The following is a 21,923-nucleotide window of genomic DNA, read 5'->3' as shown; positions in this document are numbered from 1 at the left end:
CGGTGACGCCCGGGCGGCGCCGGGCGCTGCGGTGGATCCTCACCGTGGCGATCGTGACCGTGGTGGCCGCGCTGTTCACCCGCGCCCTGATCGCCAACGCCGACGCCCTGGGCAGCCTCGACCTGCGCCCCGATGCGTGGGTCGCCGGCGCGCTGGCGTTGTTCGCGCTGGCCGTGGTGCTCTCCGGGGTGCTGTGGGGCCGGATGATCGCCCACCTGGGCGGCATCACCGTCCGCGTGGCCGAGGCGATCCGGGTGCACTGCCTGTCCTGGCTGCTGAAGTACATTCCCGGCCAGGTGGGCTCGGTGGTGAACAAACTGACCTGGGCGCACTCGCGGGGCGTGCCGAAGTCCCTGGCCACGCTGTCCTTCTTCTACGAGAACGCGTTCCTGATCATCGGCTCGATCGTGCCCACCGGCCTGATCCTGCTGTTGCTGGGCGCCCTGGACCTGGCCGGCGGCGACGGCGGCATCGTGCTGCTCACCGCCGCCTCGGTGCTCCCGCTGCTGGTGCTGACCAGCCGGCCGGTGCTGCGCTGGGGCACCAACCAGGTCGCGCGCCGGGTACTCAAGCGGCAGGTGCCCGACGAGCACTTCCTCACCTCGCCGTCAGCCCTGAAGTACCAGTTGATGTACCTGATCCCCCGGATCGTCAACGGCGCCGGGCTGGTGCTGATCGCGATCTCGATGTTCGAGGTGCCCGCCTCGGCCTATATCCCGCTGGCCAGCGCCTACATCTTCGCCGGTGCCGCCGGTATCCTCGCCGTGTTCGTGCCGAGCGGGATCGGAGTGCGCGAGTCGGTGTTCGTGCTGCTCGCCGTGGCCTACCTGCCGGTGGAACAGGCCATCGTGCTCGCCCTGGCGGCGCGGCTGCTCGCCACCCTCGGGGACGCCCTGGTCGCAGCGATCTACGGCGCGCTCCGGTTCACCGCGACCAGGACGGCCCCCACGACATGAAAGTGGCCAGACTATGAAGATCGCGATCATCGGCTCGGCGTTCTCGGGCAACAAGGGCGCGGCGGCGATGCTGGAGAGTTCGGTGCAGCACTTGACCGCCGCCGACCCTCGCGCCCGGTTCGCGCTGCTGAGCATGTACCCCACCTCCGATGCCCGGTTGAACCCCTACCGGAACGTGCGCGTGCTGGACGCGAGCCCGGTGCGCCTGGGGGTGCTGCTGAACGGTGCCGCGCTGGCGCACCGGCTGCTGCCCCCGTTGCGACGGCTGATCGAGCGGGCGGTGCCGGAGATCGGGGTGCTGGCCGGAGCCGACGTGCTCCTGGACGAAGGCGGCATCACGTTCGTGGACGGGCGCGGCAAGTACCTGATCTACAACGTGGCGAGCATCCTGCCGGCGCTGTTCCTGGGCACCCCGGTGGTCAAGGTGGCGCAGGCGATGGGGCCCTTCGCCGAGCCGCTGAACCGCCTGGCCGCCCGGGCCATGCTCCCGCGGGTGGCGGCGATCATCTCCCGCGGGGCGGTGACCCACCAGCATCTCCTCGACGCCGGGCTTCGCAACGTCCATGAAGGCGCGGACCTGGCGTTCGCGCTCGACGTAGGCCAGGACGACATCGCCCAGGCACGCCGGCACGTCGACACGGCCTTCTTCGACGGTGGCGACGTCGTCGGCCTCTCCCCGAGCGCGGTGCTGCACACCGGCGCCGCCGCGCGCGGGCAGGACTACATCGGTGAGGTGGTCGCCCAGATCGACCACATCACGCAGGATCTGGGCCGGCCGGTGTTCCTGGTCGCGCACAGCGCCCGGGCGCAGACCACCAAGACGCACAACAACGACCTGCCGCTGTGCCGGGCGATCCATGGCCGCGTCGCCGAGCCGGAGAAGGTGCTGTTCGTCGACGCCGAGTTGAGTTCGCAGGCGTTGCGGTATCTGATCTCGCTCTGCGAGGTGTTCGTCGCCTCCCGGTTCCACGCGATGGTCTCGGCGTTGGCGATGGGCGTGCCCACCTTGGTGATCGGGTGGAGCCACAAGTACCGCGAGGTGCTGGAGATGTTCGGCCAGGCCGGCCTGGCCGTCGCCCATGCCGACGCCACTGAGGCGCGGTTCCGGGAGATGCTCGCCGACTTGCTGCAGCGGCGCGAGCAGGTCGCGGCGGAGATCGCGGGGGCGCTGCCCGGGGTGCGGGCCAAGGCCGTGGAGCAGATCGCGGTGATCGAGGAGGTCGCCCGGGGGTGACCGGTGGCTGCTACTGGTCGCCGTCCGTCGTGTGGTGCTCGACGGCGGAGGTCGCCTCGGGTGCGCCCGAGGCCTCGCGCAGTCGCCCCGGCCACACCTCGATGAGCGCCCAGAGCGCCGCGACCACCCCCACCAGCGCGATCAGCGCCAGCACCACATCCGGCACCGGACTCCACGCCCGCAGGGCCGCGACGCCGTCGGCCATCGTGGAGTCCCGAGTGGCCCAGTGGAAGCCGAGCACCTTGCGCATGCTCACCGCCAGGAACACCAGGGCACCCAGGGTGACCAGGATCGGCACGAACCGCTGATAACGACGGGGCAGCCACCCCGCAGCCAGGGCCAGCACGACGAACGCCCCCGCCAGGCCCACATACAGGTAGCGGCCCTGCAGCCCCGCCGCCAGGCCCGTCTCCCGGTAAAGCCCGAAGGTGCCCGCGAGCACCAACGCCAGGGAGGCGAAGAACGGCACCACCAGCACCACCGCGTCCAGAGCGCGCAGGCCCGGGAACCGGCGGGCGAGCAACGGGATGGCCACCAGTGCCGCGACGAGGACCACGAACAAGGTGATGGTCAAGGCGTAGGGAAACGGGGGCGGCAGGTCACCGCGTTTGATCGACAGGGTCGCCCAGAACCTCATCGGGATCAGCGTTGCCGCCTCGGCGGCATACCCGGGCAGCGCTTCGGCGATGCCAAGGGGACCGTCGGGGCGCGGCCGGGAGTGCCCGGCCGGCTGCACGGTGCCGTACCGCAGCAGGTTGACCACCCACCACCACCCGCCGAGCGCGGCCACCGCACCGGCCAGGGCGAGCCCGCGCAGGGCAGCGCCGAACCGCCCGAACCGCCGGCCGGCGACCAGATAGGCGAGCACCACGAACGGCACCAGCACCAGCGCGAACGCCTTGGACAGCAGCGCGACCGCGAGCGCCAGCCCGGTCAGCGCCGCGATCCGGTAGCGCAGATCCCCGGAGAGGGTGTGGGTGACCAGCACGGTGGTGGCGGCGGCCGCGGCGATGAGGAGGTTGTCGTTGTTCACCGCCCCGCCCAGGGCGCCGAGTTGCGGCACCGTCAGCGGTAGCGCCGCGGCGATGATCGTCACCGGCCGGTTGCCGCCCAGGCGCCGCGCCCCGTGGGCCAGCAGCAGGGGCAGCGGGCCGAGCAGCGCCACGCTGACCAGGCGCAGCGTCCAGACGGTCTGGGCGGCCGGCACCTGTGACGGCGCCACCTCGATCACCATCCCGAGCAATGCGTAGTACAGCGGCGGGTGCTGCCCGGCCCGGTTGGTCGCAGGCTCTGAGGTGGCCACGGTCTCATCGCGCCGCTCGGTGAACGAGGCGTCGGCCCCGGGCGGGCCCTGGGCCGGCAGCGGCTCATAGTCGCCGTGACCGGGCGGGGTGGCCTCGATCACCCACCACAACTCGGGCATCTGCTGGAAGCCGGGCCAGTCCCCGGTCTCGAGCTGGTAGTAGGCGGCCGAGACGTGCCAGCTCTCATCGGCGGAGCGGAAGGTGGGCAGCAGCACCGACCACAGCAGCAGGGACGCCACCCAGACCGCGGTGAGCACCACCACCGCGCGGGGCATCCGGCTGCGAGCACGCCGGGGCGCCTGCCCGGGCGCCACGTCAGGGTGCACGACGTCGCACTCTCCCCTCGCCGTCGTCGTCCGCCACGTGAGGCCGGGCACCCATACGAACCTGTTACGCCCTGACCGGGGCGGCGGCAGCGAGGTCGCGGCGCGCCGTCGTCACCGTCGAGGCGACGACCCACACCGCAGCCCCAGCCGCGGCGAGTGCGATGAGCCACAGCACCGCATCGGGGGCAGGGGCCCAGGCCTGCAGCGCCTCCATCGCGTCCCCGAGCGCGGAGTCACGTTCGGCCCAGTGGAAACCGGCGACCTTGCGCATGCTCAGCAGCGTGTACAGCCCGCCGCCGGCGAGGATCACCCCGGGAACCGCCCAGCGCGCCCTGCGCGGCAGCATCGCGGCGACGCCGAGCACCACCACGAGCACCAGCCCGGCGAGCCCGGTGTACAGGTACCGCCCCTGCAGTCCCACCATCAGGCCGGTCTGCAGGTGCAGCGGCCAGACCCCGGAGATCATCGCGGCGAAGGATGCCGCGAACGGCAGCAGCAGTAAGGCGGTGTCGGCGCGCCGCATCCCGAAGGAGGCGGTGCGGACGAGCACGACGACGGCGAGCAGGAGCAGCAGCGCGAACAGGCCCGTGGTCATCCAGTAGGGAAACGGGGGTGGCTGCTGTCCGATCTGGATGGCCAGGGAGGAGAAGAAGCGACCCGGCACCCGGATCGCGATCTCGAGGAGGAAGTCCGGCAGCGTCTGGAGCGGGTCGAGCGGGCCTTCGGGTCGCGGGGGGTAGTGACCGGCGGGCTGCACGGTCCCGTACCGGAACAGGTTGGCGACCCACCACCACCCGGTGGTGGCGGCGAGGGCGGCGATGAGGCCGAGCCGTCGGACCGCTTGGGTGAGGGCGCCCGCTCGCCATCCACCGAGGAGATAGGCCAGGCCGATCAGCGGCACCAGCAGGAGCGCGAAGGCCTTGGTGAACAGCGCGGCGGCGAGCACCACCCCGGCACCGACCGCGATACGGCGCCGCATGTCACCGGTCGCGGCGTGCACGGCCAGGATCGTGGCCGCGGTGGCGGTGAGGATGAGGATCATGAGGTTGTCGTTGCTGACCGCGGCCCCGAGCGTGCCGAGTTGGGGGATGAGCAGGGGGAAGGCAGCGGCTGCGACCACCGCCGCCGGGGGTGCGCGCAGCCGGCGGGCACCGAGGGCGAGCAGCAAGGGCAGTGGTGCGAGCAGGGCGACGTTGCCCAGCCGCAGCCACCAGACGGTGACGTGGGCGGGAACATCGGCCGGGAGTACCGCGAGGGCGCCGGCGAGGAGTGCGTGGTAGCCCGGTGGGTGCTGCCCGGTGGTGCTGATCTCCCCGGACCAGGGGCTGCCGAGGTTCTGCTCGCGCAGGTCAGCGAAGGAGGGTGCCAGGTCGGTGGTGTCGGTGGTCAGTGCCTGGTAGCCGGCGTGCTCGGGTGGGCGGGCCTGCACCACCCAGGTGAGGAGTTCCAGTTCCTGGTATCCCGGCCACTCCCCGTTCTCCAGCAGGGCGTAGCTGTTGGAGACGTGCCCGACCTCATCGGGTGAGCGGTAGGTCGGCAGCAGCACCGACCACACCAGCATCACCGCGACCCACAGGGCGGTGATGGCAAGGATCGTGCGGCGCAGGATCCCGGTGCGGCTCACGCGCTCCTGGTCGCCGGTCGGGCTCGCGGTGGGGCCATGGTCGCGGTGGCCGGGCAGCTCGGTGGCTCCGGCCGCGGGGTGGGGCCTGGACACGCATCCTCCGAGACTGTGGCGCCGCACTGGTGGGGGAGGGCAGGGCAAGACCGAACCAGGATATCGAGGATCGCCAGACCCCGGGGCGGGCCGGTGTCAGAGGTGGCCGCCACAATGGTGGCCCCTTGAGCCGGTGTCCCGAACCGGGACTGCCGCGCCGACGCAATCGAATAAGGAGGCACCGATGCCCGGCCCCTACCGAATCCAGATCAACGTCGACTGCCGCGACGCCCACGCCCAGGCCCACTGGTGGGCGCAGACCCTGGTGGGGTGGCAGGTCGAGCCCACCGATCCCGACTTCGTGCAGTCGATGATCGACCAAGGCTTCGCCACCGACGCCGACACGCAGATGTTCCGCGGCGAACGGGTCTGGCGCGGGGCGGCCGCGATCTGCCCCGAAGCCGAAGCCGGTCAACTGGACCGGCAGCGGATCGTGTTCCAGGAGGTTCCCGAGCCCAAGGTCGGCAAACTGCGCTGGCACGTGGACGTCATCACCTCGGGCGGGGACATCGACAGCATCCGCGATGACTTGGTGGCGCGGGGAGCGCGCTACCTCGAGACCAACAGCCAGGGCCTGCACTCCTGGCACGTGATGACCGACCCGGAGGGCAACGAGTTCTGCGTCAGCCCGTGACACCCCTCTCCGCCAGTGGTCACCGCCGGCTTCCGCCGTCGCCGGCGGGGGGTGACAGCGCCCCGCCTGCAGTTCTACGGTGCTGTCATGCCCTCCGCCGTTGGCGCCGGCACCCGTGAGGCCGGGCCGGGTGCCCCTGACGTCGCCGCCCTGCTGGAGCCGATGCGCCGGGAGATCCTGGCGCACTGTTACCGGATGACCGGATCGGTGCATGACGCCGAGGACCTGGTCCAGGAGACCTACCTGCGTGCCTGGCGGTCCTACCACGGCTTCGAGAACCGCTCCTCGCTGCGCACCTGGATGTTCCGGATCGCCACCAACGCCTGCTTGACCCATCTGAAGGGGCGGCCCCGCCGCCCCCTGCCCACCGGTCTGGGGGCTCCGGCGGCCGATGCCGCGGACGAACCGCATCCGCCGACCGGTGTCTCGTGGGTGGAGCCGATGCCCGATGAGGTGCTCTGGGGCTCCGGTCACGATGACCCCGCCACCCGGGCTATCAGCGCAGACAGCGTCCGGCTGGCGTTCGTGGCCGCGCTGCAACACCTCAACGCCCGCCAGCGCGCGGTGCTGCTGTTGCGGGAGGTGCTGGCGTGGCACGCCCGGGAGGTGGCCGAGGCGCTGGACATGACGGTGGCCGGGGTGAACTCCACCCTGCAGCGAGCCCGGGCGAAACTGGCCCGGCTCGACCCCCGACGAGGCTCCGCAGCTGCCCGACGGCGAGCGCCGCCGGGCGCTGCTGGAGGCTTACATGGCGGCCTTCGAGGCCTACGACATTCCCGCGATCGTGGACCTGCTCGCCGCGGACGTGGTGTGGGAGATGCCCCCGTTCCCGGGCTGGTACTCCGGCGCCCAGCAGGTCGGCACGTTGATCGGCACCTGGTGCCCGGCCGAGCGTGCCGGAGACATCCGGATGGTGCCGACATCGGCCAACGGTCAGCCCGTGCTGGCGCAGTACATACGCTCCGCCGACGGCGCGCTCCGCGCCTTCCAGCTGCAGCAACTCAGCATCACCGATGCCGGCGTGGCGCACGTGACCGTGCACTTCACCCCGGAGTTGTTCGGCAGGTTCGGCCTGCCGAACGTGCTGGAGGCGTAACCACCCCGGAACGGGCGCTCTGGGTTCAGGGAGTCAGTTGACGTGCCAGGTCTCGCGCACGTCAACGCCGGCGTCGGTGATCAGGTTCAGCACCGGGCAGCGGGCGGTGACCTGACGGCGCAGCTCGGCCACCTCATCGGCGGTGGCGGTGGTGGTCAGGTGCACCTGCACGTCCACGCTCTGGAAGTGCGGGGACACCTCGGCGGTCCCCCGGAAGCCGCGAAGGTCCAGGTCTCCGTTGGCGGTGGAATCGATGCCGCTGACGGTGATGCCCAGTTCGGCGGCCACCACCTGCACCACCACGCTCAGGCACCCCGACAGCCCGGTGAGGACGTACTCGATCGGGTTCGCCCCGACGTCGGCCCCGCCCAGCGCGGGAGGCTCGTCCACGTCGAGGGTGAAGCCGCGGGCGTCCACCCGGGTGTGGGTGCCGGCCTGCCAACTGCCGGCGACGCCGATGCTGGCGATCTCGGGCTCGGTGGCTCGGGTGGCGGTGGCGGTCATGATGGCTCTGTTCGGTAGACAATTCGGGGCGCGGGCCACAGCCGGGGATCGGCCGTGCCCTCAGGGAGGTTACGCAGCCCTCGGACGAAGGACTCGGGTGCGCCGGGGATGTCCACCGAGTGAGATCGGGCCCGGGGGAACGGTGTTGCCGGGAGAAAGGCTTGGCGCAGCCACCAGGGTGAGCGGCTACGGTGGCGCGCGTGCTACATCGCCTGGTCAATCTTCGCCCCCTGCGGGTGAGCGCACCCTTCCGGCGGTTGTGGCTCGGGACCTCGTTGTCCGCGGTGGCGGGCAACATGACCCTCGTCGCGGTGCTCTACCAGGTGTGGGTGATGACCGAGAGCCCGATCTGGACCGGCGTGGTCGGTCTGACCCGGGCGGTCCCGCAGGTGGTGTTCGGCCTGTTCGGCGGGGTGCTGGCCGATGCTGTGGACCGGCGCAACCTGGTGCGGACGGCGATGGTGGTCCAGATGCTCACCGCGCTGGGCCTGGCCGGGCAGGCGCTCGCGGACCTGGACTCCCTGCCGGTGCTGTTGCTGCTGGTGGCTGTCCAGGCCGGCGCCGGCGCTCTGGGCGCCCCTGCGATGCGGACTTCCCGGTGCGCCTGTTGGCGCGCGACCTGGTCGCCGCGGGAATCGCGCTGCAGCACCTGAGTTTCCAGTTCGCCGCACTCATCGGCCCGGCCGCGGCCGGGGTGATCCTGGGGCAATGGGGCCTGGCCCCGCCCTACCTTGTGCTGGCGGTGGCCTATCTGGTCGCCCTGTACGCGGTCATGCGCCTGCCGGCGATGCCGCCTACCGGTGGCGGCAGCGGACGCGGCGTGCACGCCGTCGTGGACGGGATGCGTTTCATCGCACGCAGGCCGGTACTCCGAGGGCTCTACGCCACCGACCTGGTGGCCACGTTGCTCGCGATGCCGATCGCGCTGTTCCCGATGATCAACGAGGAACGCTTCGGGGGTGACCCCGAGACCCTGGGGCTGTTCCTCACCGCCATCGGGGCCGGCGGCGTCCTGGCGGGCCTGGTCTCGGGCACCTTCACCCGCTCCGACCGGCCCGGCGTGGTGCAGTTGTGGGCGGCGGGTGTGTCTGGGGCGCGGCAATCGCCGTATTCGGGCTGGTCGGTCCGTTGTGGCTGGCGCTGGCCGCCCTGGTGGTGGCCGGTGCCGCCGACACCATCTCGGTGGTCTCCCGCGGCGCCGCCGTGCAACTGGCCACCCCGGACAGCCACCGCGGACGGGTGACCTCCGTCGAGCACGTGATCGGGGTGGCCGGACCCGAACTGGGCAACTTCCGCGGTGGCCTGGTGGCCGGGTTCACCGGCGCCGCCTTCGCCACCGCCTCCGGGGGGCTGGCCGTGGTGGCCGGCATCGCGATCCTCGCCGCCGTCAACGGCCCGCTGCGCCGGTTCCGGATCAGCCACGAGGTGCCAACCAGCCAGGGCGCTGCCGGCGAGGTGCCGCCCAGCCCGGGCGAGGACCGCACGGTGCCGCCCGAGGGCAGCGAAGTGCCACCCAGCCAGGGTGAGGACCGCACGGAGTAGGCTGTTTCCCAGTCCAGCAAGAGCGCAGGAGGTCCCATGGCGCAGCAGGTGTAGCGACTTCTGTCACGGCGGCCGAGGTGATGGCCGAACTGGCCGAACTCGAGGACCCCAGGATCCGTGAGGTGAACGCCAAGCACGGCGACGAGCACGGGGTGAATCTGACCAAACTGCGTGGCGTGGCCAAACCGCTGCGCGGGCAGGTGGACCTGGCCCGGGAGTTGTGGGCGAGCGAGGACGCCGCCGCCCGGCTGGTCGCGCTGCTGATCCTGCGACCCAAGGATCTGACCCGCGATGAACTCGACACCATGCTGCGCCAGGCACGCGTACCCAAGGTGCAGGACTGGCTGGTCAACTACCTGGTCAAGAAGAGCCGGCACGCCGAGGAACTCCGTCAGATCTGGTTCGCCGACCCCGACCCCGTGGTCGCCAGCGCCGGCTGGGCGCTCACCAGCGAGAAGGTGGTGAAAGCGCCCGAGGACCTCGACCTACCCGGCCTGCTGGACCTGATCGAGGCGCAGATGAAGGACGCGCCCGAGCGGTTGCAGTGGGCGATGAACACCTGCCTGGGTCATATCGGGATCCACCACCCCGGGCACCGCGAGCGCGCGATCGAGATCGGCGAGCGGCTGGAAGTGCTCAAGGACTACCCGACCCCGCCGGGGTGCGTCTCGCCGTACGTGCCGCTGTGGGTCAACGAGATGGCCAGCCGGCAACAGTAGGCCCCCGCCGTGCCGGCACGCGACCTCCCTAGAATCGAGCCATGACGGATCAAGCCGATGCGGTTCGCGAGCAGGAACTGCTGATCGACACCGACGGCGGTCCGGCCCGTGTGCTCCTGCGCCCCACGCCGCACCAGCCCCGGGGCCTGCTCATGCTCGGCCACGGCGCCGGTGGGGGAGTCGGCGCCCCGGACCTGCTCACCGCCACCGGTGTGGCCGGCGACCTGGGCTGGCACGTGGCCCTGGTCGAACAGCCCTACCGGGTCGCGGGGCGGCGCGCCCCGGCACCGGCCCGGCAACTCGACACCGCGTGGACCCAGGTCGCCATGCACCCCTGCGCCACGATGCCCTCGCAGGGTTGCCCGTCGTCGTCGGCGGCCGGTCCTCCGGGGCCCGGGTGGCCTGCCGCACCGCCACCGACCTCGGCGCGATCGGGGCGTTGTGCCTGGCGTTCCCGTTGCAGCCGCCCAAGGACCGTCCCTCCCGGCTGCCCGAACTGGAGAGCGCCGGGGTGCCGGTGCTGGTGGTGCAGGGCGAGCGGGACCGGTTCGGGATGCCCCCGGCTGCGCCCGAGCGCACCGTGGTGACGGTGGCCGGGGACCACAGCCTGAAGAAGGATCAGGACGCCATCGCCGGGGCGGTGCGCGACTGGCTCACCGGCCTCCCGGCGTCGGCCTGAGGGCTGCAGTCCCGCGGATGCTGGACCGTGCGGATGCCGACCGGCCCCGGGCGGGGCACACTGCCAAGGGCAAGCAGTCGCGAGGGAAGGAACGTGTCATGACTGTCCACGTCGAGCCCGGCACGGTGGTTCTCTACACCGACGTGGCGTGCGGGTGGCCACCGTGCAGTTGCACCGCTTCTACGCCGCCCGCGCCGAAGCGGGCCTGGATGAGCACGTCCGGGTGGACCACCGGCTGTTCCTCCTGGAGGACGTCAACTCCATGCCGCTGCCGAAGGGTCTGGTCGACGCCGAGATCCCCACCTTCACCGAGATGGTCCCCGTTTTCGGCTTCCGGGCCTGGCGGCGGGACGCATCCCAGTGGCCGATCACCACACTGCTGACCAACGAGGCGGTGCACGCCGCCAAGGCCCAGAGCCTGGCGGCGGCCGAGGAACTCGACATGGCGTTGCGCAAGGCGTTGTTCGCGCGCAGCCGCGCGGTCAGCATGCTGCACGAGATCCTCGCCGTGGCCGAAAAGTGTGAGTCGGTCGATGCCGACGCGCTGGCCGCCGCGCTCGACGACGGCCGGGCCCGCGGGCAGATGATGCGCGACTACCGCGGTCGCGACGAGGCGGTGCAGGGCAGCCCGCACTTCTTCCTCGCCGACGGTTCCGATGTGCACAACCCCGGCATCGAGTTCCACTGGGAGGGCGGCGGTGAGGGCCAGGGTGACCTGGTGCTCGACAGCGACGATCCGCAGGCCATGGCGCTCCTGGTGCGCCGGGCCGTGGTGCGCTGACCGCAGCCGTCACCCTCGCGGCCGATGACGGCGTAACCCATGCGCCCAAGCCCCTGGTCCGCCGTCGGGGTCACCCCGCCTGACCGGCGTCGCGCTCGTCCCGCTGACGGGCGATGAGCGCTTCGATGCCGTCCAGGATGGTCTGGAGTCCGAACAGGTAGGCCCGGTGCGGGTCGCCGGGTGCGTTGTACTCCTGCCCCGCGGCGTTCCCGATGCGCGCGGCGTAGGGGTAGTCGCCGGTATCCAGGAGCCCGGCGAGGACGGGACCGGCCTGGTGCCACCACTCGAGATCGGAGGCTTCCCGTGAGTCGGCGGCGCCGTCACCGGCCGTGGCCGTCGGCGGGGCCGCGGTCGCGAAGGCCAACCGGGCGCTGGATCGCACATGCTCCAGGATGAGGGTCAGCGCCTGGTCGATCTGGACGTCGGTCAACCCGGTGTCCACGAGCGGCTGCAGTTCGGCGTCGTACTTGGCGATGGTGCCCGGGCCCAGTGGGGGGCGGGCGGTGTCGACGTGGATGAGCCACCGATGGCGGCCCAGCAGTTCCCAGTTCCTCTCGGCCACCGTTTCCAGTCCACCGCGCCACCGGCCCGGGTCGGTGGTTGGGGCTGGGTAGGTGACGTCGGCGAACACCCGGTCCACCATGAGGTCGATCAGTTCCGCCTTGCCCGGCACGTGGGAGTACAGCGTCATCGCGCCGACGCCGAGCCGCTCGGCGAGTTTGCGCATGGACAACTGATCGACCCCGGTCGTGTCGGCGAGAGCCACGGCGCCGTCGACGATCGCCTCCAGGGTCAGGCCGCTGCGTCCGGTCTTGACGCCTCGGCGCCACAGCAACGGGATCACGCGCAGGGGATCTCCCGCCCCGGTGCGCTCGGCCATGCGGATACCACCTTGCCAGAGGGAATATTTCCCTCTACCTTACGTGTTCGTACGATGTACGGTACAGCGTACATGCGGTGAGAGGGAGTGGATGAACGCGACGATCGATGCCCAGCGGGTGGGCAAGGTGTTCCGGGCCAAGGCGCGAGAGCCGGCCGAGACGCAGGAGGATGCCGGCAGCGATGAGGCCGGCCTACGAGACCTGAGTCTGCAGGTGTATCCGGGCCAGGTGCTCGCGCTGCTCGGCCACAACGGCGCCGGGAAGACGACCGCGGTGCGCGGGCTGTCGACGCTGTTGCGGTTCGACCGCGGCCGGGCCCGGGTGGCCGGCTTCGACGTGCGCACCGAGGCGTCGAAGGTGCGGGAACGCATCGCCCTGGTCGGCCAGGAAGCCGCCGTCGACGAGCAGTTGAGCCCGACCCAGAACCTGATCCTGTTCGGGCGGTTGCGCGGCCTGAACAAACCCCACGCCGCCACCCGGGCGCGGGCGTTGCTGGAGGAGTTCGGGCTGCTCGAGGCCAAGGACCGGCCGGTGCGCACCTTCTCGGGCGGGATGAGGCGCCGCCTGGACGTGGCGGCGGGCATGATCGTGCGTCCGGCGGTCCTCTTCGTGGACGAGCCGACCACCGGCCTGGATCCCGCGGCCCGGCGCGATGTGTGGGACACGCTGCGCCGGCTCGTCGGTCACGGGACCACGGTGCTGCTGACCACCCAGTACCTGGAGGAGGCGGACGCGCTGGCCGACCACATCGTCCTGTTGGCTCGCGGGGCGGTGGTCGCCGAGGGAAGCGCAGACGACCTCAAGGACAGCCTGGGCCACTCGGTGCTCCGGCTCCGGTTCGCCGGCCCCGACCAGGCCGAGCGCGCCCGGCCGATCCTGGCCAGGTTCGACGCCCGCGCCGAGCCCGGGGCGGACCTCGTCACCGAACTGCACACCACGGCCCGTGACATCGTCCTCGACTGCGTCCGGCAACTCGCCGAGGAAGACGTTCATCCGGTCGAGGTGGCGCTGCGCAAGCCCACCCTGGACGAGGTGTTCCTGTCGATGACTGATGGCCGGGCCGCGACTGATGGCCGGGCCGCGACCGAAGGCCGAGCCGCGACTGACGGCGGAGCCGCGACCGGTAGCGAGGCAACCGTGAGGGAGACCGGCCGGTGACCGCCGTGTCCAAGCCATCCGAGGTGTCCCCCCTCCCGCCCTCACCACCGGGGGTGCTCCGGTCCGCGCTGATCCTGGCCCGGCGAATCATCGCTGGCTGGAAGTCCCAAGCGGCGACGGTGGCGATCACCTGGCTCTTCCCGGTGTTCGTGGCGCTGATGTTCCTCGGCCTGTTCGGCGGGGCGCTGCAGATGCCCGACGGCGTGGCGTACCTGGACTTCCTGATGCCGGGGATGCTGGCGGTGACCATGCTCTTCGGGCTGGAAACCACCACCCTGGCCGCGGCGGCGGACGCCTCCCGGGGAATCAACGATCGGTTCCGCACCTTCCCGATCAACTCCGCGGCCATCGTGCTGGGCCGGTGCCTGGCGGACATGCTCAGTTCGCTCATCGGTCTGGTGGTGATGGTCGTGTTCGGGTTGGCCATCGGGTGGCGCCCGGAGGCCACCCTCGCCGCCGTCCTAGTGGCAGCGGGGGTCCTGCTGCTGCTCCGGTTCGCGCTGTTGTGGGTGGGTTTCCACATCGGGTACCGCGCGAGGTCGGTGGAGTCGGTGGCCTATGTCCAGATTCTGGTCTGGCCGGTGGCGCTGCTGTCGAGCGTGTTCGTCGATCCGAGCACCATGCCCACGTGGTTGGGCGTCCTCGCCGAGGTCAACCCCGTCTCGGCCGCCGCCACCACGGTGCGCGACCTGGTGGGCTCGGCTACCTGGCCCGGCCAGGTCATCACCGGACGGGCCTCCTCGCTCCTGGCCATCGTGTGGCCGGTGGTGTTGACCGCCGTCTTCCTGCCCCTGGCCGCCCGCGGCTTCCGGTCCGGCACTACATGAGCCACCTCTCCGTCACCACGTCCCCCGATCACAGGAGCACCATGACCACCGGCACCATCCGCCTGGGCGGCGTCCGCCAGAACAACCTCAGGGACATCAGCCTCGAGCTGCGTAAGAAGTCCCTGATCGTCGTCGTCGGCGTCTCCGGGTCGGGCAAGTCATCCCTGGTCTTCGACACCATCGCCGCCGAGGCGCAGCGTCAGATCAACGCCACCTTCAGCGCCTACGCCCAGAACTACCTACCCTCCTACGGCCGGCCCGATGCCGACAACATCGAGAACCTCTCGGCCGCGATCGTCATCGACCAGCGGCGCCTGCACGGCGGGCCCCGCTCGACCGTGGCCACCATCACCGACATCGGGGACGGCCTGCGGCTGCTCTACGCCCGCGGTGCCACGCCGTCGATCGGTCACGCCAACGCCTTCTCCTTCAACGACCCGGCCGGAATGTGCCTGCGGTGCCACGGTCTGGGCGTGGAGAAGATCCTCGACGTCGATGCCTTCATCGACACCTCCGCGTCCCTGCGGGAGGGACCTTTCGCCCACCCCGACTACCGGCCCGGCACGCTGACCTGGCGGCGCTATGCCGACTCGGGCCTGTTCGACGTCGACGTTCCGCTCGAGCAGTACTCGATGCGCGAGATGCACCTGTTGCTGGAGGCCGCGGCCGGTGAGGTGGAACCGACCGGCGCCCACGACCTGCCCGGGGACTACGAGGGCGTGCTGGTGCGGTTCCACCGGATCCAGCTGGCCAAGGACCCCACCACCCTCAAGGGAGAGGCGAAGAAGGCCTACGAGCGACTGGTCACGCTCGGGCCCTGCACGGAGTGCGACGGGACCCGGCTCAACGAGGCGGCCCGCAGCGCCGGGATCGAGGGACTCACACTGCCCCAGGCGTACGCCATGCAGGTCGGCGACCTGGCCGGGCAACTGCGCGGGTGGGACCTGGGGCCGCTCGATGCCCTGCTGGACGACGTCGTGACCCAGTTGGAACGCCTGACCAGCCTTGGTCTGGGGTACCTGAGTCTGGACCGGGCGACGGCGACGCTGTCCGGCGGGGAGGCGCAGCGGGTCAAGATGGTGCGTCACCTGGGCAGCACCCTGAACGACATGCTCTACGTGTTCGACGAACCCACCGTCGGACTGCACACCCGCGACGTGCATCGGTTGGCGCAGATGCTGCAGGTGCTCCGGGACAAGGGGAACACCGTCGTGGTCGTCGAGCACGACCGGCAGGTGATGGAGATTGCCGATCAGGTGGTCGAGATCGGGCCGGGGGCGGGGGTGCACGGCGGCGAGTTGATCTTCCAGGGCTCCTTCGAGGACCTGCGCCGCGCCGACACCCCCACCGGGAGTGCACTGCGATCGCAGGCGGCGCGGCCCCGGGAGCCACGCGAGCCCACGGGTTTCGTCCGGATCGAGAACGCCGCGAGCCACAACCTCAAGGACGTCACGGTCGAGATCCCTCTCGGCGTCCTGACCGTGGTGACCGGAATTGCCGGGTCGGGAAGTCGAGCCTCATCCACGGGCACCTGCCGGTCGCCGCCCCGGACGCCGTCCTCATCGACCAGGCACCGATCCACGGCTCACGCCGCTCCACCCCCGCGTCCTGGACCGGGATGCTCGATGAGATCCGCCGCATCTTCGCCAAGCGCACCGGTCAACCCGCGGCGCTGTTCTCCCCGAACTCCGACGGCGGCTGCCGGGCGTGTGAGGGCACCGGCGTGAACTTCCTGGACCTGGGCTTCACCGACCCGGTGCTGACCACGTGCGAGACCTGTCAGGGGCGGCGGTTCCGCGCCGGGGTGCTGAAGTACACCGTGGGCGGGCGTTCCATCGCCGACGTCTTCGAGATGACGGTGGAGACCGCGGCGGAGTTCTTCCACGACAGGAAACTGTCCGTTCTCCTGCGGAGAGCCGACCAGGTGGGACTGGGCTACCTCGCGCTCGGGCAGAACTTCACCACCCTGTCCGGCGGGGAGCGGCAGCGGCTCAAACTCTCCCCGGGAACTGACCGAGGACGCCGGCATCATCGTGCTGGACGAACCCACCACCGGGCTGCACGCCAAGGACACCAGCCGGCTGCTGGCGCTGTTGCACGAGATGGTCGACGACGGCCGCACCGTCGTCGTGATCGAGCACGATCTGGACATCGTGGCCGGAGCCGACCACGTCATCGATCTTGGTCCCGAGGGTGGACACGACGGCGGTCGCGTCCAGTTCACCGGCCCGGTTCCTGATCTCGCCCGCACCGACACCCACACCGGCCGCTACCTCCGCGCCCGGTTGGGGCCGGGCCCTGGCATGATCCGTGCATGGAACTCATCGACCTGAGCCACACGGTGACCGAGGAGATGATCACCTACCCCGGCCTGCCGGGGCCGGTGATCACCGAGTACCTGACGTTCGCCGACTCCCACGACCGATACGAACCGGGCACCGAGTTCGCCATCGGGCGCATCGACATGGTGGCCAACACCGGCACCTACCTGGACACCCCCGCCCACCGCTACCCGGAGGGGCACGACCTGAGCGCGCTGCCACTGCACCGGTGCGCGATGGTGCCCGGCGTCGTCGTCGACGGTGGCGAAGCCATCGGACCGGAGGCCTTCGACGGGGTGGACGTGCACGACCGGGCGGTGCTGCTGCGCACCGGCTGGGACCGGCACTGGGGAACCGGAACCTACGGCGACCCCGAGCACCCGTTCCTGACCGAGGACGGCGCGCACTTCCTGGCCGGGGCCGGTGCGCGGCTGGTGGGCATCGACTCGGTCAACATCGACCACACCGGCGTCGGTACCCGCCCGGCCCACACGGTGCTGCTGGCGGCCGGGGTCCCGGTGGTGGAGCACCTCACCGGCCTGTCCGCCCTGCCCACCGAGGGCTTCACGTTCACTGCGGCACCACCGGCGGTGCGGGGCATGGCGACGTTCCCGGTGCGGGCCTTCGCCGCGGTGGGCTGAGAGGGTGGGGTGAGAGTCAGGCCGCCGGGTCACGGTGCCGGAATAGTCACTGGGAATGGTTGGTTACACCTGGTGCCGGCCCGGTGTAAGCCCCCGGGCTCCAAACTCCGCCGCTACGAGCGGCCTTCCGCCGTGAGGCGGCTGCCGGGCCGGCATCTCGAATCCTTGTAGGCCCGAGTGACCTGTCCTGGCGTCAATCGCCCGGGCCTCGGATGACCACCATGGAGAGCAAAGGAGCGGAGATGGATGAGGGGGTCGAGCAGGTGACGAACGGCCTGGAGGCGCCGGTTCGCGAGATCGTGAACCGGTTGCGCACGTTGGTGGTCAACGCGGTCCCGGACGGCATCGAGGAGGCCGACCCGGCAGCGAAACTGCTCGGCTATACCTTCAAGCCGGGCACTTACAAGTACCTGATCGCCGCCATCGCCCCGCAGACCAGGCATGTGAACCTGATGTTCGCAAGCGGTGCCGAACTCGCCGAGGAGGACACCGAGGGTCTGCTGGAAGGGACCGGGAAGAGGGCTCGCCACATCAAGTTCCACACCCCGGCCGATGTGGATCGGGCCGGCGTCGTTGACCTGCTCAGCGAGGCGGCCCGCCGCACGCCACGGCCCTGACGCCGGGCGCGGCTACCGGCTGGGAGCCGCGGTCGTCAATGGTGGGTCGTCACTGCCCGACGCGTCCGTCGATGCACTCGCGCAGCAGGTCCGCGTGTCCGCAGTGGCGTGCGTACTCCTCGATCAGGTGCACCAGGACGTCCCGGACAGCGACCTGTTGACCACCATGACGCGGCAGCGGTACCCGTTCGCCGAGATCGTCGAACCGGGCGATGGCGGCGTCGGTCCCTGCCATCTGCTCCTCCCATCGCGCGAAAGCCTCGGTCACGACCGTGCGGTCGGGGATCGCGCCGTCGAACTCGGGATCCTCGCCGTCACCGGAAAACACCGGCTGCACGGGCTCGCCACCGAGGACCCGGGAGCCCCAGGACTGCTCCACGCGGGCCATGTGTCGGACCAGGCCGAGAAGTGACAGCGTCGACGGCGGTACCGATCGCCGCGCGAGCTGGTCGGCGTCGAGGCCCTCACACTTCATGCCCAGCGTGAGGCGGTAATGGCCGAGGTAGTAGAGCAGCGTTGGTAACTCGCCGTCAGGCGCGACGTTGCCACGGGGATCCTGGTCGGGGTCGACCCACATGTCGGCATAGACCGTGGCTTGCGTCCAGCGAACGGGAGCGTTCTCACTCATGGCCCGGACGCTAACAGGGCTCAGCGGGCCGGTGGCAACGCAATAACCGCGGCCGTGCCTTCGACGGCTACCGGCAGCGCCCGGAGGTACGGGGGTGAACGCTCCCGCGGGAGCGCGGAGGGAGCGCCCGAGGGGCCGCGGGTCAGCGGCGGGCGTCGATGACCCGATCGATACCGAGTTCCAGCAGTTGGCGGTCAGAGGTCAGTAGGAGCAGGTCCTCGTGCCGGGCCTGGGACAAGAGCATGCGATCGAACGGGTCGTGCCTGGCCAGATCGGGGAACTCCTCCAAACCGGAGGCATGGTGGGAGCGGAACGGGAGCTCGACCAGACCGGCCGCTGCGGCAGCGCCTGCGACCTCACCCGGTACCTCGAGGCGGCCTAGCATCTGTTTGATGGTGATCTCCAGCACCGATGCCGAGGAGAAGCGGGGCGAAGTCGAGGTGGTGAGGTGCGCCCTCGCACCGGTGCCGAGTTGCGGATCGCCCGCGAGCACCCACAGGAGCGGATTGGTGTCCAGCAGCACACCGTTCACGGCGCGGGCTCGCCGTCGGGCGCGGGCTCGCCGTAGAAGTGATCCGCGATCTGGGCGTCGGAGCCATCGAAGACAGCAGGGTCGGCCCGGAAGCCTTCCCATCCCGCAACCCCGATGGTGACGTCTGGGCCCCGGTGTGCGATGAGGTCCACCACCGGCTTACCCGCGCGGGCGATCGTGACCGACTCGCCCGCCAGAACGGCCTCGATCAGTCGTGAAAGTTGAGACTTCGCCTCATGCACGTTGACCTGCATGCCGCGTATTCTAGGTGGCTTGGCTAAGCCTGGCTAGGCTGTCAGCCGAACCGATTCTCAACTCGTCCGAGGTGCCGGCATCCACCCACGGGGGGCTACGCGCCCCAGCCGGGCACGTCACCACGCCGAGGTCGTCCGATGCGGCGGTTCGCGACATTGGTGCGATCCCTCGGATGGATCAGGTCCCACTCCGGCGGATCCTGCGGGGCGCGGACGACGTGCACTCCCAGTGTGGCATTGAGGAACGGTTCCATGGCCACTCCTTCCGTTCTCCACCACACTAGAAATGATTCCGGACGGTCTGCTGCCGCATTGAAATCCGTCCGTCCCTAGCGGGCCCGGCCGGTCGAAGGAGAGCGCAGCAGCGAGCGCAGCCGCACCACCTCACCGGCGGCCGGGCGGCCGGGGGCGCCTACTTTCGGGTCACGCTCATCAGATGGGCACCGCGACGAGCCCGGCGAGCGTCTGCTCGATCCCGGTTGTGCCGTGCACCGTGCGGTCTCCGTGCGGGACGAGACGACCGGTGTCGCCGGCCTCGTGCAGCTCGACCAGCATCTGGGCGGCTTCGGCCGAGACGCCCGCGGCCAGGAACGCGTCCTTCCATGCAGCCCTGGGCAGTGTCATCACCTCCAACTCGCGATCGAGCAGCCTGGCAAGGATCTCGGCGATCTCCCGCTCGCGGTAGGCGGGACCGGTGAGGGCGATGGTCTCGCTGCGCCGCGGGGGCGACAGCAGCGCCTCGGCCAGGACGGCGCCGACATCTCGGGTGGCCACCATCGGCACCGGCACGTCGGCGGATCCGGCGAAGACCGGGTAGATGCCCTGCTCCCGGGCGGCATCGAGGACGTCGGTGACCTTCTCCTGGAAGTGCACCGGGCGCACCGCGGTGACGGTCGCCGTCGTCGAGCGCAGTGCGTTCTCAAGGTGATGCAACGGCGCGATCGGTCCGGTGCCCTCGGGCAGGTGAGCCCCGACCGAGGACAGCAGTGTCACATGCGGGACGCGGGCGGGCGTCGACCACCGCCTCGGTGATCGAGGAGATCAGGGCCGTCATGTCGCCACGGAAGTCCGTCGTCATCGGATTGAACGGCAGCAAGGTGAAGAACCCGGCGGCACCCTGCAGCGCCCCCGTCAGTCCGACCTGGTCGGCCAGGTCGACGACGACGGCTTCCGCGCCTCGATCCGCCCAGTGTTGGGCTGAGTCCGGGCGCCGGACGAGGACCCGCACGGGTGAGCCGTTCTCGAGCAAGCGGTCCGCGATGGCCGATCCGACCCGTCCGGTGGCTCCTGAGATCACGTACATGGTGTGCCCTTCTGTGCGCTGAGTTGATTGCATGATCACGTTATGAACTACGAGCCGGATGAGATATAGCCGAAGTGCCGGAATCCTTGACTGTTCGTCCGGAAAGGAGGACGATCGGACTCACTCGCGCGACGATCGCACCATGGTCGATTCCCCCTCCTGGGCACCCTCTGACCCCTTGGGCGATGCGCTGCACCTGCTGCGGATGCGCGGCACCTTCTACTGCCGCAACGAGTTGCGTGAGCCGTGGGCACTGGAGGTGCCCGCGTTCGCCGACACCCTGAGCTTTCACGTGCTCACAGCCGGCTCGGCGGTGCTGCAGGTTCCGGGGGAGGAGGACATCGCGTTGCGGCCCGGTGACCTCGCGGTGGTTCCGCACGCGCGCGGGCACACCATCGCCAGCAGTCCCGGGGCAGGCCCCGCCGGCCGGGTGGACCTGCTCCCGCAGCGCTACCTCAGCGAGCACTACTCGGTGCTGACCTACGGGGGCGACGGGTCGTCGTCGCTGCTGCTGTGCGGCATCGTCGGGTTCGACGAACCCGCCGCCCGGGAACTGCTGCGCCACCTGCCTGCCGTGTTGCACATCCAGGCCGGCATCGACCCACAAGCCGCGCCGGTGCACGAGATCGTGCGGATGATGGCAACCGAACTGGCCGACCTGCGCCCCGGCGGTGAGGCGGTGACCACCCGCTTGGCCGACATCGTGGTGGTGCAGGCGATCCGCACCTGGCTCGCCCGCGACCCGGCCGCGCACCGCGGGTGGCTCAACGCGCTGCAGGACGAGCACCTGGGCCGGGCCCTGGTCGCCATCCACCGCGACCCGGGACGCGCATGGACACTCGCCGCGCTGGCACGGGAGGCCAGGATGTCGCGCTCGGTGTTCTCGGCCGAATTCACCGAACGGGTGGGGGAGCCGCCGATGGGCTACCTGACCCGGTGGCGGATGAACCTCGCGCACGCGCGACTGCGCGAGGGCACGGCCAGCGTCAGCCAGGTCGCCGCGGAATCCGGGTACGGCTCGGCCGCCGCATTCACGCGCGCCTTCACCCGAAGCACCGGCCAGACACCAGGGGCGGTGCGGCGGGGCCGGGGGGCGCCGGTGCGTGCAGGGACCGGCTAGGTAGGCCGCCCGGGGTGATGAGTGCGATGCCTCCGAATGGCTGCGGTGCGGCCGCTAGCATCGAGCGATGAACACCGAACCCGCCACCGGAACCGACCCGGCACCGATCCACGACGCGGCGGTGAGTCCGACCCGGTCCTGCGGGTACG

Annotated in this window: 27 protein-coding genes and 1 pseudogene; 18 read left to right on the top strand and 10 right to left on the bottom strand. The window is 70.7% G+C overall.

Going from position 1 to position 21,923, the window contains the following annotated elements; all coding sequences use genetic code 11:
- Nucleotides 1–2: 2 nt before the first annotated feature.
- Both ACRRRO_RS06520 and ACRRRO_RS06515 read left to right on the top strand, forming a co-directional pair.
- Nucleotides 3–956, top strand: a complete 954-nt coding sequence (locus tag ACRRRO_RS06520; RefSeq protein WP_424795723.1) for a lysylphosphatidylglycerol synthase domain-containing protein — start codon at nucleotides 3–5, stop codon at nucleotides 954–956.
- A gap of 13 nt (nucleotides 957–969) precedes the next feature.
- On the top strand, nucleotides 970–2,190 hold the full coding sequence (locus ACRRRO_RS06515; protein WP_424795724.1) for a polysaccharide pyruvyl transferase family protein: 1,221 nt from the start codon (nucleotides 970–972) through the stop codon (nucleotides 2,188–2,190).
- Nucleotides 2,191–2,200: 10 nt separating this feature from the next.
- Here the strand turns inward: ACRRRO_RS06515 and ACRRRO_RS06510 are convergent, their stop codons facing one another.
- Nucleotides 2,201–3,820, bottom strand: coding sequence for a DUF2142 domain-containing protein (locus tag ACRRRO_RS06510; RefSeq protein ID WP_424795725.1), 1,620 nt, complete (start codon nucleotides 3,818–3,820; stop codon nucleotides 2,201–2,203).
- A gap of 64 nt (nucleotides 3,821–3,884) precedes the next feature.
- Nucleotides 3,885–5,444, bottom strand: coding sequence for a phospholipid carrier-dependent glycosyltransferase (locus tag ACRRRO_RS06505; protein ID WP_434081267.1), 1,560 nt, complete (start codon nucleotides 5,442–5,444; stop codon nucleotides 3,885–3,887).
- A gap of 277 nt (nucleotides 5,445–5,721) precedes the next feature.
- On the opposite strand from ACRRRO_RS06505, the gene ACRRRO_RS06500 reads away from it, so the two are divergent.
- The 3 genes and pseudogenes from ACRRRO_RS06500 (at nucleotide 5,722) to ACRRRO_RS06490 (ending at nucleotide 7,267) form a co-directional block, all read left to right on the top strand.
- Nucleotides 5,722–6,171, top strand: coding sequence for a VOC family protein (locus ACRRRO_RS06500; protein ID WP_424795727.1), 450 nt, complete (start codon nucleotides 5,722–5,724; stop codon nucleotides 6,169–6,171).
- A gap of 87 nt (nucleotides 6,172–6,258) precedes the next feature.
- Nucleotides 6,259–6,816: pseudogene (locus ACRRRO_RS06495) on the top strand (RNA polymerase subunit sigma-70); the annotation flags it as partial.
- Nucleotides 6,817–6,919: 103 nt separating this feature from the next.
- Nucleotides 6,920–7,267 carry a nuclear transport factor 2 family protein gene (locus ACRRRO_RS06490; protein ID WP_434081266.1) on the top strand — a complete coding sequence of 116 codons (348 nt, stop codon included), beginning with the start codon at nucleotides 6,920–6,922 and terminating at the stop codon, nucleotides 7,265–7,267.
- Nucleotides 7,268–7,300: 33 nt separating this feature from the next.
- On the opposite strand, the gene ACRRRO_RS06485 is transcribed toward ACRRRO_RS06490, so the two are convergent.
- Nucleotides 7,301–7,771 carry an OsmC family protein gene (locus tag ACRRRO_RS06485; protein WP_424795729.1) on the bottom strand — a complete coding sequence of 157 codons (471 nt, stop codon included), beginning with the start codon at nucleotides 7,769–7,771 and terminating at the stop codon, nucleotides 7,301–7,303.
- Nucleotides 7,772–7,962: 191 nt separating this feature from the next.
- Here ACRRRO_RS06485 and ACRRRO_RS06480 point away from each other — a divergent pair, with 191 nt between their 5' ends.
- From ACRRRO_RS06480 to ACRRRO_RS06455, 6 genes are all read left to right on the top strand, one after another.
- A complete protein-coding gene (locus tag ACRRRO_RS06480) occupies nucleotides 7,963–8,424 on the top strand; it encodes an MFS transporter (protein ID WP_434081265.1) in 462 nt (153 codons plus the stop codon).
- The gene (locus ACRRRO_RS06475; protein ID WP_434081264.1) at nucleotides 8,370–9,014 is read left to right on the top strand and encodes an MFS transporter; all 645 of its coding nucleotides are present in this window, start codon (nucleotides 8,370–8,372) and stop codon (nucleotides 9,012–9,014) included. The genes ACRRRO_RS06480 and ACRRRO_RS06475 overlap by 55 nt, the downstream gene beginning before the upstream one ends.
- Nucleotides 9,011–9,313: a hypothetical protein gene (locus ACRRRO_RS06470; RefSeq protein WP_434081263.1), complete on the top strand. Its 303-nt coding sequence runs from the start codon at nucleotides 9,011–9,013 to the stop codon at nucleotides 9,311–9,313. Before ACRRRO_RS06475 ends, ACRRRO_RS06470 begins: the two co-directional genes overlap by 4 nt.
- An 80-nt stretch (nucleotides 9,314–9,393) precedes the next feature.
- Nucleotides 9,394–10,032 (top strand): DNA alkylation repair protein, encoded by a 639-nt coding sequence (locus tag ACRRRO_RS06465; protein ID WP_434081262.1) that lies wholly within the window; start codon nucleotides 9,394–9,396, stop codon nucleotides 10,030–10,032.
- 358 nt (nucleotides 10,033–10,390) lie between these two features.
- Nucleotides 10,391–10,711: an alpha/beta family hydrolase gene (locus tag ACRRRO_RS06460; protein WP_434081261.1), complete on the top strand. Its 321-nt coding sequence runs from the start codon at nucleotides 10,391–10,393 to the stop codon at nucleotides 10,709–10,711.
- Between the two features lie 148 nt (nucleotides 10,712–10,859).
- The gene (locus ACRRRO_RS06455; RefSeq protein ID WP_434081260.1) at nucleotides 10,860–11,492 is read left to right on the top strand and encodes a hypothetical protein; all 633 of its coding nucleotides are present in this window, start codon (nucleotides 10,860–10,862) and stop codon (nucleotides 11,490–11,492) included.
- A gap of 70 nt (nucleotides 11,493–11,562) precedes the next feature.
- Here the strand turns inward: ACRRRO_RS06455 and ACRRRO_RS06450 are convergent, their stop codons facing one another.
- Nucleotides 11,563–12,372 carry a TetR/AcrR family transcriptional regulator gene (locus ACRRRO_RS06450; RefSeq protein ID WP_424795734.1) on the bottom strand — a complete coding sequence of 270 codons (810 nt, stop codon included), beginning with the start codon at nucleotides 12,370–12,372 and terminating at the stop codon, nucleotides 11,563–11,565.
- 91 nt (nucleotides 12,373–12,463) lie between these two features.
- Here ACRRRO_RS06450 and ACRRRO_RS06445 point away from each other — a divergent pair, with 91 nt between their 5' ends.
- The 6 genes from ACRRRO_RS06445 to ACRRRO_RS06420 all read left to right on the top strand — a co-directional run bounded on the left by ACRRRO_RS06445 (nucleotide 12,464) and on the right by ACRRRO_RS06420 (nucleotide 17,937).
- Nucleotides 12,464–13,531 (top strand): ATP-binding cassette domain-containing protein, encoded by a 1,068-nt coding sequence (locus ACRRRO_RS06445; protein WP_424795735.1) that lies wholly within the window; start codon nucleotides 12,464–12,466, stop codon nucleotides 13,529–13,531.
- 5 nt (nucleotides 13,532–13,536) lie between these two features.
- A complete protein-coding gene (locus ACRRRO_RS06440; RefSeq protein ID WP_424795736.1) occupies nucleotides 13,537–14,358 on the top strand; it encodes an ABC transporter permease in 822 nt (273 codons plus the stop codon).
- A gap of 41 nt (nucleotides 14,359–14,399) precedes the next feature.
- Complete coding sequence (locus tag ACRRRO_RS06435; protein ID WP_434081259.1) at nucleotides 14,400–16,085, top strand: hypothetical protein; 1,686 nt, start codon at nucleotides 14,400–14,402, stop codon at nucleotides 16,083–16,085.
- Between the two features lie 306 nt (nucleotides 16,086–16,391).
- Complete coding sequence (locus tag ACRRRO_RS06430; protein ID WP_434081258.1) at nucleotides 16,392–16,691, top strand: hypothetical protein; 300 nt, start codon at nucleotides 16,392–16,394, stop codon at nucleotides 16,689–16,691.
- Nucleotides 16,673–17,320, top strand: a complete 648-nt coding sequence (locus ACRRRO_RS06425; protein WP_424795738.1) for a cyclase family protein — start codon at nucleotides 16,673–16,675, stop codon at nucleotides 17,318–17,320. The genes ACRRRO_RS06430 and ACRRRO_RS06425 overlap by 19 nt, the downstream gene beginning before the upstream one ends.
- A gap of 242 nt (nucleotides 17,321–17,562) precedes the next feature.
- On the top strand, nucleotides 17,563–17,937 hold the full coding sequence (locus ACRRRO_RS06420; RefSeq protein WP_424795739.1) for a DUF1801 domain-containing protein: 375 nt from the start codon (nucleotides 17,563–17,565) through the stop codon (nucleotides 17,935–17,937).
- Nucleotides 17,938–17,986: 49 nt separating this feature from the next.
- On the opposite strand, the gene ACRRRO_RS06415 is transcribed toward ACRRRO_RS06420, so the two are convergent.
- The 6 genes from ACRRRO_RS06415 to ACRRRO_RS06390 form a co-directional block, all read right to left on the bottom strand.
- Nucleotides 17,987–18,565: a DinB family protein gene (locus tag ACRRRO_RS06415; RefSeq protein ID WP_424795740.1), complete on the bottom strand. Its 579-nt coding sequence runs from the start codon at nucleotides 18,563–18,565 to the stop codon at nucleotides 17,987–17,989.
- A gap of 142 nt (nucleotides 18,566–18,707) precedes the next feature.
- On the bottom strand, nucleotides 18,708–19,097 hold the full coding sequence (locus ACRRRO_RS06410; RefSeq protein WP_424795741.1) for a type II toxin-antitoxin system VapC family toxin: 390 nt from the start codon (nucleotides 19,095–19,097) through the stop codon (nucleotides 18,708–18,710).
- Nucleotides 19,094–19,351: a type II toxin-antitoxin system Phd/YefM family antitoxin gene (locus tag ACRRRO_RS06405; protein WP_424795742.1), complete on the bottom strand. Its 258-nt coding sequence runs from the start codon at nucleotides 19,349–19,351 to the stop codon at nucleotides 19,094–19,096. Before ACRRRO_RS06405 ends, ACRRRO_RS06410 begins: the two co-directional genes overlap by 4 nt.
- Nucleotides 19,352–19,446: 95 nt before the next feature.
- The gene (locus ACRRRO_RS06400; protein ID WP_424795743.1) at nucleotides 19,447–19,605 is read right to left on the bottom strand and encodes a hypothetical protein; all 159 of its coding nucleotides are present in this window, start codon (nucleotides 19,603–19,605) and stop codon (nucleotides 19,447–19,449) included.
- Nucleotides 19,606–19,783: 178 nt separating this feature from the next.
- Nucleotides 19,784–20,344: a hypothetical protein gene (locus ACRRRO_RS06395; protein ID WP_434081257.1), complete on the bottom strand. Its 561-nt coding sequence runs from the start codon at nucleotides 20,342–20,344 to the stop codon at nucleotides 19,784–19,786.
- Nucleotides 20,271–20,687 (bottom strand): NAD(P)H-binding protein, encoded by a 417-nt coding sequence (locus tag ACRRRO_RS06390; protein WP_434081256.1) that lies wholly within the window; start codon nucleotides 20,685–20,687, stop codon nucleotides 20,271–20,273. Before ACRRRO_RS06390 ends, ACRRRO_RS06395 begins: the two co-directional genes overlap by 74 nt.
- Before the next feature lie 109 nt (nucleotides 20,688–20,796).
- Between ACRRRO_RS06390 and ACRRRO_RS06385 the strand changes: the two genes are divergently transcribed.
- Nucleotides 20,797–21,774 (top strand): AraC family transcriptional regulator, encoded by a 978-nt coding sequence (locus tag ACRRRO_RS06385; RefSeq protein ID WP_424795745.1) that lies wholly within the window; start codon nucleotides 20,797–20,799, stop codon nucleotides 21,772–21,774.
- Nucleotides 21,775–21,923: the final 149 nt, after the last annotated feature.

It is taken from the genome of Sanguibacter sp. Z1732, from assembly GCF_051020515.1.
Lineage (GTDB): Bacteria > Actinomycetota > Actinomycetes > Actinomycetales > Beutenbergiaceae > CALKWS01.
Note: the sequence above shows the minus strand (reverse complement) of the source record. Positions and strands in the feature narration are given on the sequence as shown.